Raw genomic sequence first — 16,945 nt, forward strand, 5'->3', positions numbered from 1 at the left:
TCCGTTTATCATCACATAATGGTAAACGGATTATCTCACAATGCCGGCATTATAATACTTGGTGAGTTTCTGAAGCGTATTTAATGAAAATAGGATTGTCTTTACTGTCTTGATTTTCTGGACGCCACAACCCTTCCTCTATTCCTTTCACAATTAAGTGAATAACGGCAGAATCAATCGCTGACATTAAGGCGATATTTACAGGCTCGTTATTGGTATAACCTAGCTCAACCTCTAACAACTCCTTGTAATCTACAAACCGAAAAGCACCTGCTGATACTTCATAAGACAATATGGTTTTACTGGTTGTGACACTCGTTAAAATCTTACCGCTACGCACATCAACCGCTCGAATATTTACCGTCACTTGATCCGCTCTATATTGCCCTGAACCTCCAATACCTAAGTATCTAGCCCCTGCACCACCTGTTTTAATATTTGAATCATACGCTACGATTCCTCCCTCAATCATAACATTTGCAGATAATAAAGATGGAAGCGTAGAACCATGATTAGAAATCGATTCTTGCTTTTTTTGAGCAGCCCTAATAATTTTTCTTTCCGTTAATAAGTTTTGCAATCCTTGACGCTCTAGCGGATGAAACCATTCTGAGTCCAGTAATGCCATCGTTAAAAGCGCTGTCCCACCTTGTGGTACTGCCGTTGAGAAGTTACTGTTTGGTTGTGGTTTATACTGTCCCGTTTGGTCTCTAAAATCATATACAGAGACAAAAATTTTCCCTCTTGGCTTAGGTAAAGAAATGAGATCTACATAGCTCGCACCGCGCTGCATTAATGTTGGCGATTCTGAAGTTTCAGGCACGTCAATAGAATTAGAACAACCCGAGATAATAAAAAGTAATAATAATATTGAATATTTCATTGCTGATTCCTTAGCTTAGAAATTAATCGGGAGTAAGACCACTCACTTGTATTTCTGAGGTTTCACCGGTTTCTTTGTCTACAATCTGAATCAGTAAAGCGCCAGAATCATCAACAATGTTTAATATAAAATCATCCGTAATAAGCTGTCCTGTATTACCATTACCTACATCCGCTAATAGCTGACTTATTAGACGAGATTCCAAACTAGAAGTAAGGCGATCTAGTGCCGATTCTTGCTCAAATAATGAGTCATCTTGCGGACCTTTATAATCATTAATTGCATTAGCACCAGCAAAAAGGTGCGATGTATTTAATGGGTTTCCACCAAAATTAGGATTCACAGGTGTGTACACTAATTCACTGGCTTGGCTTAACGGTATAAAGCTAGCTATTATGATGAAAAATATATTCCTTATGGCCATATTAACCCCTTAGATCTCAGGAAGTTCAAGATCATATGTATCTCTAAATAATTTCTCAGTTTGCCATTTTATGATGTATTGATTTACAGCCTCTATCGCTTGATCCGCTTTTTCGTCTGCTTGCCTTTGCCCTGGAGAAAGCGCTCCTCTGTAAACCACTTTATCAAAATGATAAACCCCTATAATGCTGCCAGATAAGGCCGTCGGCCTCTCCTTTACTGTCAAATTCACATCTATATCGTCATATTTGCTGTTCATTTTCATCGAAAAAGCAAAATAAAAATCACGGCCTAATCGCGTTAATGTCCGGTCAATGATCAAGCCTTCAATCTCAATTAAGTCATCAGACTCATCCACCTTATTGGTTTCTAATGGTGTTTTGGATTCGAGAGTGTCTTGAGCGTTTAATGCATTGGAAAACAATGACGTAAAGAACAACAACATGATTAAGAATATCGAGAAAAATCTCATAAAAAATCCTCTTTAAAATCAAATCCTTTAGCCCACATCATTGCTTGTAATCGGTTTTTAACATTTAGTTTTTTAAATATATTATAAAGGTGTGTTTTAACTGTATTTTCACTAACAAAAAGTTCGTTTGCTATATCTATATTTGACGCACCTAGTGATAACAACTTTAATATTTCCTTTTCTCTGCCTGTCAATGATATCGACGTTGACAATATTCCATTTTGTTTCTCTCGATATGAAAATATAATTTCTTTGGTGATTTCTCTAGTAAGCCACATTTCACCACCTATTATTTTTCGAACTCCTTGAGAAATAACATCAATGTTATCAGTCTCATAAAAAGCACCAACAACATTTGGATACTTCATTATATCTTTAGACATATTAGAATCAGTAACATTAAATAGAATCTCTTTAAATCTTAATTTTCTTTTATTAATAATAGATAAGTAGCGTTTGTATTTTTTATCTGTTTGATTTTTTAAATCTAAAATTATAAAAATATCTTCACTGGACTCACCTATCGAACTTAATTCATCAAAACTTAGCGCAACGATATTCATACACGATGATTTTTCTATTAAATCAACAAGTAACGAAGAGTATAAAGTTTGACATGATGATAAGTAATAAAAACTCATACCGAACCCCCGCGATGAATGTTATTTAAATCTAGTTTCATAACTCAACTATATCCAATAAATAACTAATAAACTAATGACTACCTACACCAAAGTCTCACTATTGAGAATACTATAAGAGCAGTAAAAATGAGGGGCCTAATACTTTAGTTTGTTTTTATTTATTCTAAATATCATAAAAAAGTTCATGGTTGTTATTTCTTTAAAAACCATACTTTTTAGGTAACAAAAAACATATTCACAAGAAAAGAGGGATACTGATATGATAAAATTATCAGTAAGTTATCTCTATTTATTACTAGCTGTAAGTAGTTATACCTATGCCACTGGTGATCTAGGAATTAATGAATTTAATGCGCCTGATGAATTGACTCTATTATCTGAACTAAACACTGGTCATGATAATAATGCCATCGTTGAGCTTACCAATTCGACTAATTCTCGGGTAATTATTTTACAGCATAACGTGAATGGAGCAGGAAGTAACAAAGCTAAAGTACAACAAGCAGGTTACAACAATAATGCCAATATAGTACAGCTGGGAAGCAATAACACAGGCCTAATTTCCCAAAATGGAACAAATAATAGTGCTTCTCTTGAGCAATGGGGAACAAACCATGAAGGTGCTATTTTACAAAATGGGAATGACAATATCGCTCATTTAACACAAACGGGTAACGGTAAACAAAATGTAGTAAATCAGACAGGTGATTCAAACATTGCAGCGGCAGTAAATAAAAATAATGGAGCAGGTTTTTCCATTAATCAAACTGGCAATCAAGGAATTATCTTAGTCAATGGTATGGATAGATTTATATCCATCATAAATTAAAGTATTTCAAGGAAGTTTATTATGAAAAATCTAGCTATCGCAATCTCAACCATCTTACTTTCTGGTGCGGTATATGCCGGAAACACGGCCGATGTTGAATTAGTTAACGCTGATGATAACACTGTGAATATTTTCCAGATGTCACCAGCACTAGGTAATGATGCGGACGTATTAATTAAAAACTCAGATGATAATAACGTTGATGTTTATCAAATGGGCCGTCATAACGATGCTGTCGTTAGAGCTCGTAATAACAGTGATGACAATGATCTATTCATTGGTCAACAAGGTCGACACAATGAAGCAGTAGTAAAAGCTCGTCGTCATAGTGATGACAATAACCTTGCTGTGGAGCAACAAGGTCGTCGTAATTTCGGTAAAATTGAAGCATACGACAGTGATGATAACATGGCACTGATTGACCAAGATGGACGCCATAACGATGCTCTAATTGATATGGATTATTCTGATGGCAATATGGTTAATACTATTGAACAAGATGGTCGTCGAAATGATGCGGCTATTTATCTAGATGGCGCCGATGACAATGCGAGTAATACCATTGTACAAGATGGTCGTCGAAATGATGCCACCATTGGTATTTATGGCGGTTCTAATAATGATTCTCTTGCCATTGTACAAGATGGTCGCCGAAATGACTCAACGATTAGTGTTTATGGTGGTTCAGGTAATACTGCTTTAACTGACATCGATGGTCATGATAACGAGACTTATACTGCCTTTTATGGTGGAGCATCGGATAATGACACTGAAATCCTACTAGAAAATGGAGCACTAGAGAATACAGTTTACGCCGTTGTTGTTGGCGGAAATGATAATGAGGTAGATGTACTTATTGATGCCAGCCACGATAACTTTGCTATGGTTAATCAATGGGGCAGTGATTCTGATGCAACCATTAGCCTAGTTAATGATTCTAACAGTAACTTTATTATGGTTAATCAAACTAACAACGATTCAGCAACTGTTATGGCAGATAATAGTAGTGGTAACGGTGTATTTATTACACAATTCTAATTCCATGTTGATAAGTTAATATAATTACAATCCCTATCTATTTTGATAGGGATTTTTATTGTAGAAGCATTAATGATGTTTAATCCAAGTACAATTGTTGAATTAAACGCGCTTGCTCTAATTGATCAATAGTTCCATTATCAATCAGCAATTGTTGATCTTTTAAAATACTAATTAAATCTGTCGGCACAGAATCTCCATTACCAACAATTTCTACGTGACCTGCCTGTACCGTTACCAAATCCGTATTAGCCCTATTATCTACCTGATTATTTGATTGCTCATTGACGCTGAATACATAATCATCTTCAAGGCAAACACCTTCATCATTGGTTCTTCGGCACGTATTACGCTCATCTGTTTTGATAACTAAATGTTGAGATACAGAAGCAACAAGCTCTCCCGGTTGCTCAATAAAGTCAGCATTAGGGGGGATCTGTTGGTACTTCTCTCCAGTAACTGCATAACAAATTAAATCGACAATCCCCAAAGAAAGAATTCTTAAAGGCGTGATACCACAATGTGACGATATTTCAATACCATTAAATGGCGAAGATATGGTTGTAAGTTGCAATTGTTTTGTAGCGACTTTTTTCTCATCCTCTCTATCAACCGTAAGTGCCCGACGAGCGACCAAACCACCTTGACTATGTCCAATTACATGTAGGGATTGATTAGGGTTTTCATTTGATAATTTATTTAAGGCAGAAACCAGTTCGCCGGAGGTTTCTTCTAAACTTTTTCTATCATCGTATTCAAAACAAATGGCTTGTTGATCATATAAACCATAGACATCCGCTAAGGTTTTAAATTGGCCAGCAGAAGCGAAGCAACCATGAGCGATAATGGTTAGCGGCTCATCAGGATTTAAGTGAATGCGATTATCACTCGTATTATTACAATGCTTTAAGCCATCAATCTGTAAGGTTTGTTTGGTTAACATGGTTGGTTCTTCAACCTTATCAATATCATTGACTGAAGCTGACGAACAACCAACTAGGCCGAAGAGTACTCCAACGCAGGCACATCGCAAAAAGTCGATTTGATTCATTAAGTTCATCCATAAACACAATATAAAATAATAATAGAGTATTTTATATTCCATTATTACCCTTAGATGAAGAACATTAACAAACTATTCGACAGCTCTCTTGTTATTGCCGCAGATCAAAGCCAAGAAGGTAACAGCCCAATAACTCTAAATGGGGGAGAAAAGCTCACCTCACGCTTTCTTTCTATTTATTTCTAAAACCAATAAATACCCATTGACAGTTTATAAAAAGCGAGTATTTTCAATGAAGTTAATTATTTGAAGTCAATCGCAAAAAAATTTAGTAAAAACAATGAATTTTTACATTAATAAATCATAAATCACATAAAATATCCATTTGATTAGCGCTTATTTTACTTCCATTAAAAACTTTTATCCGTACACTAACCGACCTATTTACAGTTAATGTTTTGTAACATAAAAAATGACTCGAAACCATACATCAGGATTCACTTTAATTGAGCTAATTGCTGTCATTATTTTGCTCTCAATCATATCAATTAGCGCAAGTAGCTATTTCTCTGGAATTAGTAGCGTTTCGGCACACACATTACAAACTGAATTACTACATTCATTACGCTTAACTCAAACTCGCGCCATGAATAGAAACGGTTACTGTAACCGGTGGCTAATTAATTCAAACCGAGCTCAACAAGTTAGCCTTGATAAAGAAGAACAATGCTCTACATCATTCCCTAATGCTCAAGGTAACACTGAGTATCTTGAAAACGAAGACATCACCTACGTTGCTATTTTAGAAAAACAAAATGCCTACTTCGCCTTACAGATAGGGAATCAATACAATGCACTAGCTACACCTTTTGCTTTTGATTTTGATGTAATGGGACGAGTAATGCAGTGCAAAAACACAACTTGTGAAATTTTCATTAATGCTAAGTCACAAACTAAAATCTGCATTGAAAAAGAAGGATATATTCATGCTTGCTAAACACCAAAAAGGATTTAGCCTGGTTTCAATTGTTCTCTCAATTGTTCTAATGAGTTTTGCCTTAATTATCATAACCACCTCACTCGTTCCTCGTTCACAACATAATGCTGAACTAATGTATTCAACAAAAGCCGCTGAACTTGGTGCCGCGGTAATGGATGAAATATTAGGTCGCCAATATGATCAAAACAGTGGTCCTAATGGGGGCTTGCCTGTATGCGAGCCGACCAAAAAACCTTCTTGTACAGTTCCTAAAAACTTAGGCCCAGATGAAGAAGCTAACGAAGATAAAACAACACGAACACTCTACAACGATGTTGATGACTTTAACGGCTTAACTGGATCTGTAAAAGATGTGTTAGGCAATGATTTAGCAGGTATCTACCCTAACTTTTCTATTTCTATTGAGGTTTTCTACGACGCTAATTTAGATGGAAAACCGGATGCTATCAGAGGAAACTTAAAGCGTATAGTTGTCGATGTAATAGACCCATCTGGTCAGCATTACGCTTTTTCAGTAATTCGAGGTAATTTTTAATGAAACGCTCCCTTGGATTTACTCTACTTGAAATGATTGTTTCAATTGTCTTATTGGCCGTCGTTGGGCTTTCTCTCAGCGCGATTATTCAGCACAGCATGTCTATTTATGCCGATACCACTACCCGTGAAGAGTTGCTATTACAAGGCCGTTTTGTCACAGAGCGTATGCACAAAGAAATTCGTGATGCCGTACCAAACAGCGTACAAATCAACCAAACAACACAATGCATTGAATGGTTACCAATCACCAATACCGCAGTCTATGAGGCACTGCCATTAGCACCAGAATCTGCAAATACGATGAGAGTGTTACCTGAGCATGGTTTTGTTCAATCAGAACGCGTGGTTATTATGCCAATCAATGCTCAAGACTTACTTGATGATATACCAAGCAATGGTGTAGATCGTGTCGCTGAAATTAAAGAAGCAAAATTCAAACAAACAGCAAAATCAAAAAACATGGTGGAGTTGACCTTTACTCAAGAAACCAGTTTTACGGCAAACTCCCCTGCCCATCGCTTATTTGCTTACAAAACCCCTGTGGCTTATTGCTTAGAGGGCAGCCAATTATATCGTTATGCTAATTATCCGTTGTCTCGCAGTGAACTTTCTCCTGCTGAATTAAGCATAGGAGATCGTGAAATAATGGCTGAAAAAATCAAAAGTGTTCAATTTGATGTTAAGCAAGCTTCTCTCGTGCGTAATGGCTTAGTAAAACTGCAATTTGTCTTTAGTGATAATAATGAAGAAGTGAGGTTGGATCATGATGTCCTTATCGCAAACACGCCTTAGTCGTCAAAATGGCTCAGCACTTATTCTTACTGTTTTTGTTATCGTTATTGTTGGTTTTCTGGCTCTTATGGCAACGAAAAACCAACAGAAAATGAGTACGCATATCGTGACTTCTATTATGGGCACGCGAACTAATATGGCAGCTCAATCTGGCTCTCAAATTGAGATCAGTCGTTTCTACATGGAAAAAACAGGCAGTTGTTTTACTACTGATAATCCAGCAAGTATTTATACATTTAAAGGCGAAGGCTTATCGCAATGTACAGCAGAAGTAAAATGTACACCTATTGGCAAACTAGATTCAGGCCGAGAAGTGTACAGCTTAACCAGTACAGCAACATGTAAATTTGGAACCACCACCTTACAACGTATTATTGAAGTAGGTATTCGCAGTGATGACTAAACTTTTCTCTCGCTCACTCATTATTTCAGCCTTTAGCTTATGTTTGATGCCACTGAGTGCATTTGCTTTTCCGACAATAAACTCAAGTATTTATTTTCCAGATGTTGCTCAAGGACATAAAAGCTCTGGGGAAAGTTGTCCGTACACCCAATTAGAACTCAATAACTCAGCAAAGATTAATGAAACTCAAGGGGCGGCATTAAATTATTGCTCTAGTAACAAAGGAGCTGGATTACCAAGTAATAGCTGTGATGATGGGCATGGTAGTTATCAACCTTGTGAAATCACAGGCAAAGCAACAACTTCTTTATCGCTAGGTAATTTTCAAACTCACTATTCTCCTAAAAATGAAGTCTGTAACTCTGGGCAAGAGGAGTTTAAGTCAAAGAAATACAATCGTATTGAGTTACGTAATTCATGTCGCGCTAGTTTTAAAAACTCAAGCGGCACTACTTATATTAGTAGCTTAGATCTAGAAGATAATGTGACTCTTACCCTACTATCCGGCGACTACTGGATTACTCAAATCTTTACCAGCGGCAACGCGCACATTAAAATTTCAGGGAGTGTTCGTTTATTTGTTTATGATAATTTTCTTCTAAATAACAATACGAAAATGACTCTAGAACAAAATGCCTCACTTACTGTTATTGGATTTAATAATATACAACTAAATAACAATGCCTATCTAGAAGGCTATGTGTATGCGAATAACCTTCTTTCATTAAACAATGATAGCCATATCGATGGTCGAGTCTCTAGTAAGAAATTATTTATGGAAGATAATAGCCGTATCAATAAAGCGACAACGCCACCAGAACCAGAAGCTTACCCTATACTATCTCTACGCTTAGATGAAGACTCGTGGAACGGTTCGATTGGAGAGGTTAAAGACAGCTCTGGCAACGGCTATGACGGTATCGCTATTAATAACCTTTCTCCTCAAAAAGACAACCCAGCCCTGCCTATCGATGTAGCAAAGATGGGGACTTGTGGCTATGGCGCTTTTAATAAATCACAACAACAATACATTGAAGTTCCGAATAACAGTAAACTGTCTAATGAAGATACCATTACGGTCAGTGCATGGATAAACCCAAGCTCATACCCTTCTAGCGGTCGCCTTAATACCATTATCTCGAAAAATGGTAATTATGAATTTCATTTAAACTCACATGGCCAAGTCAATTGGTATTGGGAGTTAAAAAACTCTCGCTACCCTATGAACCTAACGACGACACAAAGCATTCCCAAAAACCAGTGGTCGCACGTTACCATTCGTTATAACGCTCACGATAGAAATAAAGCCTCGATTTTTATTAATGGCGAAAAAGTAAAATCCATTACTGAAGACGTCTCTCCACTAAAGCACTTACAGGTAAATAATCAGCCACTACAAGTAGGTAATGATTATGATTTAACTCGTACTTTTAATGGCTTAATTGATGAAGTAAACGTATTTGATCAAGCCTTATCAGACGATCAAATTGAACAGCTATACGAGCAACGCCACCCATGTCCTGATGTGGTTTTGCCTACCTGTTATGAAGATAATTTTAATAATGGAAATTTAGACAGCAATTGGGTGACGAGTTCTAGTAGTGGCAGTTTTATTCCTAAAATAATCAATGGCCGATTACAATTAACTCAAGCAAGAAGAGCACAATCAACGGCTTCTTCTTATCAATATTTATACCCTGCTCTTGGTAACAAGATAGAGGTGGAGTTCGATTATATGGCGTATGGTGGCAATGGTGCTGACGGCCTTGCTATTGTATTTTCTGATGCCGAAATAACCCCTCAAGCTGGTGCATTTGGTGGGCCTTTAGGCTATGGATTTAAGAGAAATTCAGAAGCAACAAAGCCTGGTTTTACTGGTGGGTGGCTCGGTGTAGGTTTAGATGAGTATGGTAACTACTCTAAAGAAGGTGGTTCTAAAAACCACAACTCTTACTATACCAATCAATCTGTTGTACTCAGAGGATCAGGCCAGCAATACTCTGGATATAACTATATAGATGGAGAAAAGGTTTCTCCAAATATTGACGGAAATAATGGCAACTATAATACCCATCGTTATCGTATTACTATCGACTCAAGACGTAATAATACAGCTAATGTAACCGTGGAACGAAGTGTAGAACCTAAGGGAAATTCTCCTCGTTTTAACAAAATCATTGGGCCGATAAATGTACTGAGCTCTCAATACAATCAAGATGAAACACCTGAAAACTTCATCATGTCTTTAACTGGTTCAACAGGGCAGTTATATAACACTCATGAAATAGATAATTTCAAAGTGTGTGCTCTGTATTCAAAACCGATTGGAGAGCAAATTGACCATTTTGAATTTGACCACTCAGGGCAAGGTTCTACTTGTGATGTATCTAACGTAACATTGCGAGCGTGTGCTGATGCCTCTTGCTCAAGCTTATTTACCGATGAGATTAATGTCACTCTTAATACCAGTAACTTAGGCTCGGATGGTTATTGGCTTGGTGGAAACAATATCACAATGAAAAATGGTATTGCGAACCTGTCCATAGGTAAGCCAACTCAAGGGAATGTGAGATTGAATGTTGATAGCTCATCTCCCTCAACAAAACCATTCAGCAACACCTTATGCAGTATCAATGGTGGTTCATTGAATAGCCAAAACTGTACTATCAATTTCAAATCTGAGGGATTAACCGTTACTGTTCCTGATAAATTAGCCAATAAACCCGTGACAGCAACCATTAAAGGCTGTGGTAATTCCTTTACGGGCACAAAGAACATTCAATTATGGTCTGATTATATTTCACCAAGTAAACAGAATATTATTGGTTCGCCAAGCCTATATGGCCTTGTTAATAATTCATGGAATGAGATAGGAAAACAAGAAGCGTCTCCGACTACATTTACGTTAAATTTTGCCAATAATGAGGCTCAAATTACGTTAAATTATATCGATGCTGGGCAACTGCAACTCAATGCTAAATACGCAAAATCGTATAACCAAGATATTGAAGGCAGCGATCAATTTGTCAGTTTTCCTGTTGGCTTAAGTGCGTCAGTAAGCGATAAAAACAATTCAAATGCTAACGGTCTTTGTCAATCAGAAGACACGAATTGCTCTATTTTTGCTCATGCTGGTGAAGAGTTTAACTTAAACATTAAGGCTCACGCATGGGAGAAGGATAACGACACCAATTTAACTGATAACCCAGTCACACCAAACTATGCTCAAAATAATTTAATACTAGACCACACACTTATTGCTCCTGCCCAAAACATTGGTGGCAATACAGGGAATTTATTGGTTAATACTTATGATCATGCTGCAAAACAAGGCAGCACAAATACGTTTAAGCAAAGTATTAGTGAGGTCGGTGTTTTTGATATATCTGTCACGCCACCACCCGGATATCTAGGCAGTAATGCATACCATATTAAAGCAGCGAATACGGGGGCCATTGGTCGATTTATTCCGGCGTATTTTAGCTTATCTGCTGAGCAACCTACCATCAAAAATGCCTGTGGTGACTTTACTTACATGGGACAAACATTTGAGTTTGATACCTTACCAACATTAGAGTTAACACCACTGTCTTACACTGGCGGTCGTTTACAAAACTACAGTATCGGCCAATGGTGGCGCTATAACAAAGAGTGGGATTTTAGAACCTATTCAGCTTCACCCTCCAATATTGAGGTGATAGACAGTGACTCACTCTCTATCCTTGGGCTACGCGCAGGCTTTGCTTCTTCTGGTAATGTCGTTAAATTGCCTCTACAGAATAAGGTACAACTGCAAAATGCCAAACTGCGTTATAACAAACCGTTTGATCCGATATCACCAACCAATGACACCATCACTTTAGCGCTTACTGCTGAAGACATCGAAGATCAAGATGGCGTTTGTTATAAGTTAAATACCACAGGAAATTGCCTTAATTATAATTTCCCTGCCACGCCTGAGCATCAGCAAAAGTGGGGACGAATTACAATGGAAGATGCGTATGGCTCAGAGTTAAATGCACTTCAATCGAGAATTGAGACTGAATATTACGATTCTGGTAGCTTTATTCGTAATGATGCTGACTCCTGCACAGTACTCGCAATATCTGATTTTTCATTTGATGTGGGTAAAGATCCAAATGCCTTGCCTGTAGGAAAAGGAACAACAGCTGCAAGTTTAACTAGTACCAACATAAATGATGAGATAACAAGTATGGACTTCACAGCCCCAGGAAATGGAAATCAAGGGCAAGTCATTCCTACTTTGTCGTTAGTTAACCTGCCTTGGCTACAGCAAGACCAAGACAATAACGATTCTTTTGAAGATTTCATTAAAGCAACCATACATTTTGGGATTTATCGCGGAAGTGATCGTATTATATGGAGCCATGAACAAACCAACTAAGTTCATACAGATAGCCATAATTAATAAGGAAACATCATGAAAGACGATTACAGCTACCCAATTGGAACAAAAGGTCAACCTTGGGGTGAAACCGAAAAAGCCGCATGGCTTGCAACAATGACAGTAAAACGTTCATACCAAGATGAAGTTGTGACGAAAATTCAAGCATTAGCAGAGCGTTTTGATGTTTCTCAATATGGCGCATTATCGTATGACGAATCGCGCTTTCCATTATTGTGCATTAAAACTCGCCAATGGGATAATGCGAAACCAACACTATTAATTAGCGGTGGTGTTCATGGCTATGAAACTTCAGGCGTTCATGGTGCATTGCAATTTGTAGACACTAAAGCTGAGCATTACAGCCAATGGTTTAATATTGTCGTTGCCCCTTGTGTTAGCCCATGGGGTTATGAAGTGATTAATCGTTGGAACCCAACAGCGACGGATCCAAACCGTTCTTTTTATGCAGATAGCCCTGCTGAAGAATCGGCAGGATTAATGGCATTAGTTGCATCACTTGGAACGCCTATTTTTGCGCACATTGATCTGCATGAAACGACAGACAGTGATGAAACAGAATTTCGCCCTGCATTAGCTGCACGCGATGGCCTAGAATACATTGAAGGTTACATTCCTGATGGTTTCTACACGGTAGGTGATACAGAAAAACCAGCAACGGCATTTCAAACAGCCATCATTGATTCTGTTCGTACCGTTACGCACATTGCACCACCTGATGAGAATAATCAAATTATTGGCTCTGATGTGGTTCAAGAAGGCGTAATTGAATACCCAACGAAGAAGTTAGGTTTGTGTGCAGGTCTAACGGATGCTGATTTTGTATCGACAACTGAAGTGTATCCAGACAGCGACAAAGTAACAGCACAAGAGTGCAATGATGCACAAGTTGCCGCCATTGTTGGTGGCGTTGAGTATCTATTAGCCCAAAAGTAATAAATACCCCCTTCTATTTAGGAAATAGATGATTCGGATCAAAAAGAACACCTTTTGAATGATTCATCTATTTCCTATCAGGATATCGTACACTTAGTAATCATAAGAAAATTAATATATAGAATTATTAATAAATTGTAATATATCCCACTAAAAAACACCCTTACTTACAATATTTATACGATGAAAAAATAAAAAATTCGTATTTTGTTACATTCTCTTAATGGTAAAATACTTGGAGTAATTATCTAAAAGAGAATCCTTATGTGGAACAAATTAAATAAGTCCATGATGTTTTGCCAAATGATGTTTGGCTTATCATTTTATGGCGTAATGGTTATATTAACTCGCTTTTTCTTAGAAGAACTAAACTATAGCGAAGCTGATACCATGATGGTAGTCGGTGCCTTTTCATCTATTGGCCCTCTATTTGCTATCGCCGGTGGCTTTATTGCCGATAAATTTTTAGGCGCTTACCGCTCATTAACCATCAGCTACCTTGGTTTCTCTGTGGGTTACGCTTTACTTGTCTTAGGCTCATACACCACCAATGTTCCAATGGCATTATGCGGTATTGCATTAGCAAGTTACGGCCGTGGTTTAATGTCTCCTTCTTATCCAAGCCTTTATAAGCGCACCTTTGATACCCAGGAACATTTTGAAAACTGCTACCCTGTAAACTACTCAGTAAATAATGTAGGTGCGTTATTGGGCCAGTACTTGTTCCCTATGTTCGTACTAGTGCTTGGTTTCCATGGAAGCTTCATGTTATCTGCTATTCTTGCTTTCTTTGCATTAGTGACATTAGTGGTTTTCCGTAAATCATTATTAACTGTTGGTGCGGATATTGACCAACAACCAGTAAGCTCTAAAAACTGGGCTGCATTTTTAGTTACCTCTATTGCTATGATTGCATTGGTATTCTTCATGTTCTCAAACATGGACATTGGCCAAAACATTGTTTACGCCATTGGCCTTACCGCTATTGGTTACTTCATTTTCTTAATGATCAAATCTGAGAAATCAGACGCATTAAAAATGGGGACTATCCTTATCGTTACAGCACTGACCACAGCTTTCTTTGTTTACTACGGTCAAATGATGACATCAATGACCATGGTAACCATCAATACTATGCGTGGTGACCTATTCAACCTAATCCCTATTGCACCAGAAGCATCAATGGCGATGAATCCATTATGGTGCATTGTCGCTGGCCCAATCATTGCGATGACATTTTCTGCTCTTGAGAAACGTGATATTCATTTCTCAACAGCAACTAAAATTGGATTTGCCTTCATTCTAACAGCCATTGCTTTTGGTATTTTAACCATGGCGGTAATGAGCGTGGGCGAAGATGTAATCATTCGTCCTGAAGTGTTCCTATTAATTCACTTCTTCCAAGCGTTTGCTGAAGTGATTGTAGGCAGTTTAGTGGTTGCATTCATTCTGTCTGTTGCACCAAAACACATCGAAGGCTTTTCTGTCAGTCTATTCTCTGTTGCGATGGCGTTAAGTGGCATTATTGGTGCGGTATTCTCAACCTCTATCGCTCAAGAGAAAGGCCAAGTGATCACCCAAGAGTTTGTGCAAACGGTTTATGGCGGTTATTTCCAGCTATTAACCATTCTAGCGGTTGTGATGGTTGCAGTTGCTTTTGTTGCTTCATTCATTATTCGTAAGATGCTTGAAAGTAGCAAACATGCAGAAACAGCAGAACTAAAAGAACAAGAAATGTAATTTCAACCTCTTTTTAAATATCATAGCCTTACTCTGTATTTTTATAGAGTAAGGCTTTTTTATACCAAACTATCTATTTACCAATTGTTGTCCCCATCGTTTCAACATCGCTTGAAGTTCTTTTAATTTATAAGGCTTATTCAACGCATCGTCCATTCCTGCAGCAATACACAGATCCACTTCCATCGATGTCGTCCCCGCAGTAAGCGCAATGATCGGCTTATTATACCCGCTCTCTCTTAGCTGTTTTGTCGCTTCAAAACCATCCATTATTGGCATTCGACAATCCATCAGTACAATATCAACGTCATTCTTATTTAAAAAATCAATGGCTTGCTGCCCATTATCGGCAAACTCTGGAATCACACCAATCTTAGCTAACATCATCTTTAAAATGGTCTGATTCATCTTAATGTCCTCTACCGCCAAGATAGACAGTTGCTCAATAGGAAAGGAAGAACCAACCTCGTTCTCATTACTCCTTTGCTGAATCGAAGGCTCATTAAGTGGAATGACTACCTTAAAATCAGAACCAACACCGTCCTCACTTGAAAACGAAATATCCCCATACATAACCGAGACCAAAAACTGACAAATAGATAATCCAAGACCAGTCCCTTCAAACTGCCTTTGGCTCGAATTATCCACCTGACTAAAAGGATCAAAGAGACTGCTTTGCTTATCTTTAGGAATACCACATCCCGTGTCTGAAACGATTATTTGTAGTGCATTATTAACCCAAGAAACCGATAATATGATCTTGCCTTCTTTGGTAAATTTAATCGCATTACCAATTAGATTTACAATAATTTGTTGAATTCGATCTACATCACCTTGCAACATTTCAGGGAGATTAGGAGTCACATTGACTTCAAAGGTCAGTCTTTTTTCTTCAATTTGGCGAGTGAAAATTTGCTGAATAGTCGATATAAGTCGACTTGGTGCAAAATTATCAACTTTAAGATCTAGCATTCCTGCACTCATCTTACTGAAATCAAGTAAGTCATTAATGATAACTCTAAGCATCTCACCTGACTGATGTACAGTCTCAAGCAAAGTACGCTGATATGGAGTAATAACGGTATCTTCCATTAACTCTGCTGACCCTAGCAGCCCGTTAAGCGGTGTTCTTAGTTCATGGTTTATCATGGCAACAAAGTCACGAGTTGCTTGTTCTGATTTCTCTGCTCTTTGCTTCTCTTTAAGTGTTTCCTCTAATAATTTTTGCCTCTCAAAAGCGGCACTGAGCATCTCAGAAAACAAACCAAACTGATTCTCAATGGTGTCATACCATGTAGAACTCGGAGGCTGAGTAAACATAACTTGCAGCGATCCACATTGCACATCATCTTGATGAAGGTAAACAATCAACTGAGTACACTCCACATTCCAATCTAAAGAGTGCTTAGATACAGAGAAATCACTAAATTGAATGCTCTTATCGGTATAGAAAACACTAATATCATGCTCTTGTGTCGCTAGGCTTGAAGAAAGATGAATCGCTTGTATTGGCTCAATATTAACGAGATCTTCAAGTAATCGTTTCAATAGGCCTTTGGTTAATTTCTCTTGCAGTAATCGCTGGCTATACTCAAAAAAAAGAGCCTCAAGATAGCTTTTAAATTTCAATAGAGCCACATCATTCTCAGCCTGCTTTTGCACCATAAGTAACGTATCTTCAACTAACTTTTTGGCGCTATAAAGCTCATTACTTTTCTTTTCAAGTAAGGTTTCTGCGGCTTTACGAGCTTGCTTTTCTCGCTGAATTTTCCGGTTTAACAGCTCTATCATTTTCTCGCTATCCATCTTTATCTCCTTA

Annotated in this window: 15 protein-coding genes; 9 read left to right on the forward strand and 6 right to left on the reverse strand. The window is 37.7% G+C overall.

What is annotated here, in order from left to right; genetic code table 11:
* Positions 1-49: 49 nt before the first annotated feature.
* From PVK70_RS06175 to PVK70_RS06190, 4 genes are read right to left on the reverse strand one after another with little or no spacing between them, the layout of a single operon-like run.
* On the reverse strand, positions 50-883 hold the full coding sequence (locus PVK70_RS06175; RefSeq protein WP_130046755.1) for a CsgG/HfaB family protein: 834 nt from the start codon (positions 881-883) through the stop codon (positions 50-52).
* A gap of 22 nt (positions 884-905) precedes the next feature.
* Positions 906-1,307, reverse strand: a complete 402-nt coding sequence (locus PVK70_RS06180; protein WP_130043464.1) for a curli assembly protein CsgF — start codon at positions 1,305-1,307, stop codon at positions 906-908.
* 9 nt (positions 1,308-1,316) lie between these two features.
* Positions 1,317-1,751: a curli production assembly/transport protein CsgE gene (locus tag PVK70_RS06185; protein WP_422836526.1), complete on the reverse strand. Its 435-nt coding sequence runs from the start codon at positions 1,749-1,751 to the stop codon at positions 1,317-1,319.
* Positions 1,752-1,774: 23 nt separating this feature from the next.
* Positions 1,775-2,419, reverse strand: a complete 645-nt coding sequence (locus tag PVK70_RS06190) for a LuxR C-terminal-related transcriptional regulator (RefSeq protein ID WP_130046757.1) — start codon at positions 2,417-2,419, stop codon at positions 1,775-1,777.
* 262 nt (positions 2,420-2,681) lie between these two features.
* Between PVK70_RS06190 and PVK70_RS06195 the strand changes: the two genes are divergently transcribed.
* A complete protein-coding gene (locus tag PVK70_RS06195) occupies positions 2,682-3,251 on the forward strand; it encodes a curlin subunit CsgB (protein WP_130046758.1) in 570 nt (189 codons plus the stop codon).
* A 21-nt stretch (positions 3,252-3,272) separates the two neighbouring features.
* A complete protein-coding gene (locus tag PVK70_RS06200; RefSeq protein ID WP_130046759.1) occupies positions 3,273-4,289 on the forward strand; it encodes a curlin associated precursor, CsgA like protein in 1,017 nt (338 codons plus the stop codon).
* A gap of 79 nt (positions 4,290-4,368) precedes the next feature.
* Here the strand turns inward: PVK70_RS06200 and PVK70_RS06205 are convergent, their stop codons facing one another.
* Complete coding sequence (locus PVK70_RS06205; protein ID WP_130046760.1) at positions 4,369-5,340, reverse strand: esterase/lipase family protein; 972 nt, start codon at positions 5,338-5,340, stop codon at positions 4,369-4,371.
* 424 nt (positions 5,341-5,764) lie between these two features.
* Between PVK70_RS06205 and PVK70_RS06210 the strand changes: the two genes are divergently transcribed.
* The 7 genes from PVK70_RS06210 (at position 5,765) to PVK70_RS06240 (ending at position 15,126) form a co-directional block, all read left to right on the forward strand.
* Complete coding sequence (locus PVK70_RS06210; protein ID WP_130046761.1) at positions 5,765-6,289, forward strand: pilus assembly FimT family protein; 525 nt, start codon at positions 5,765-5,767, stop codon at positions 6,287-6,289.
* Positions 6,279-6,827: a type IV pilus modification PilV family protein gene (locus PVK70_RS06215; protein WP_130046762.1), complete on the forward strand. Its 549-nt coding sequence runs from the start codon at positions 6,279-6,281 to the stop codon at positions 6,825-6,827. The genes PVK70_RS06210 and PVK70_RS06215 overlap by 11 nt, the downstream gene beginning before the upstream one ends.
* A complete protein-coding gene (locus PVK70_RS06220; protein ID WP_130046763.1) occupies positions 6,827-7,621 on the forward strand; it encodes a PilW family protein in 795 nt (264 codons plus the stop codon). Before PVK70_RS06215 ends, PVK70_RS06220 begins: the two co-directional genes overlap by 1 nt.
* Entirely contained in the window at positions 7,593-8,024 is a 432-nt protein-coding gene (locus PVK70_RS06225; RefSeq protein ID WP_130046764.1) for an MSHA biogenesis protein MshP, read from the forward strand. The genes PVK70_RS06220 and PVK70_RS06225 overlap by 29 nt, the downstream gene beginning before the upstream one ends.
* Entirely contained in the window at positions 8,017-12,429 is a 4,413-nt protein-coding gene (locus PVK70_RS06230) for a DUF6701 domain-containing protein (RefSeq protein WP_130046817.1), read from the forward strand. The genes PVK70_RS06225 and PVK70_RS06230 overlap by 8 nt, the downstream gene beginning before the upstream one ends.
* Positions 12,430-12,465: 36 nt before the next feature.
* Positions 12,466-13,386 carry a M14 family metallopeptidase gene (locus PVK70_RS06235; RefSeq protein WP_130046765.1) on the forward strand — a complete coding sequence of 307 codons (921 nt, stop codon included), beginning with the start codon at positions 12,466-12,468 and terminating at the stop codon, positions 13,384-13,386.
* Positions 13,387-13,650: 264 nt separating this feature from the next.
* On the forward strand, positions 13,651-15,126 hold the full coding sequence (locus tag PVK70_RS06240) for a peptide MFS transporter (RefSeq protein WP_130046766.1): 1,476 nt from the start codon (positions 13,651-13,653) through the stop codon (positions 15,124-15,126).
* Between the two features lie 69 nt (positions 15,127-15,195).
* On the opposite strand, the gene PVK70_RS06245 is transcribed toward PVK70_RS06240, so the two are convergent.
* Positions 15,196-16,932 (reverse strand): ATP-binding protein, encoded by a 1,737-nt coding sequence (locus tag PVK70_RS06245; protein WP_130046767.1) that lies wholly within the window; start codon positions 16,930-16,932, stop codon positions 15,196-15,198.
* Positions 16,933-16,945: the final 13 nt, after the last annotated feature.

It is taken from the genome of Aliivibrio sp. A6 (assembly GCF_028765505.1).
Taxonomy (GTDB): domain Bacteria; phylum Pseudomonadota; class Gammaproteobacteria; order Enterobacterales; family Vibrionaceae; genus Aliivibrio; species Aliivibrio finisterrensis_A.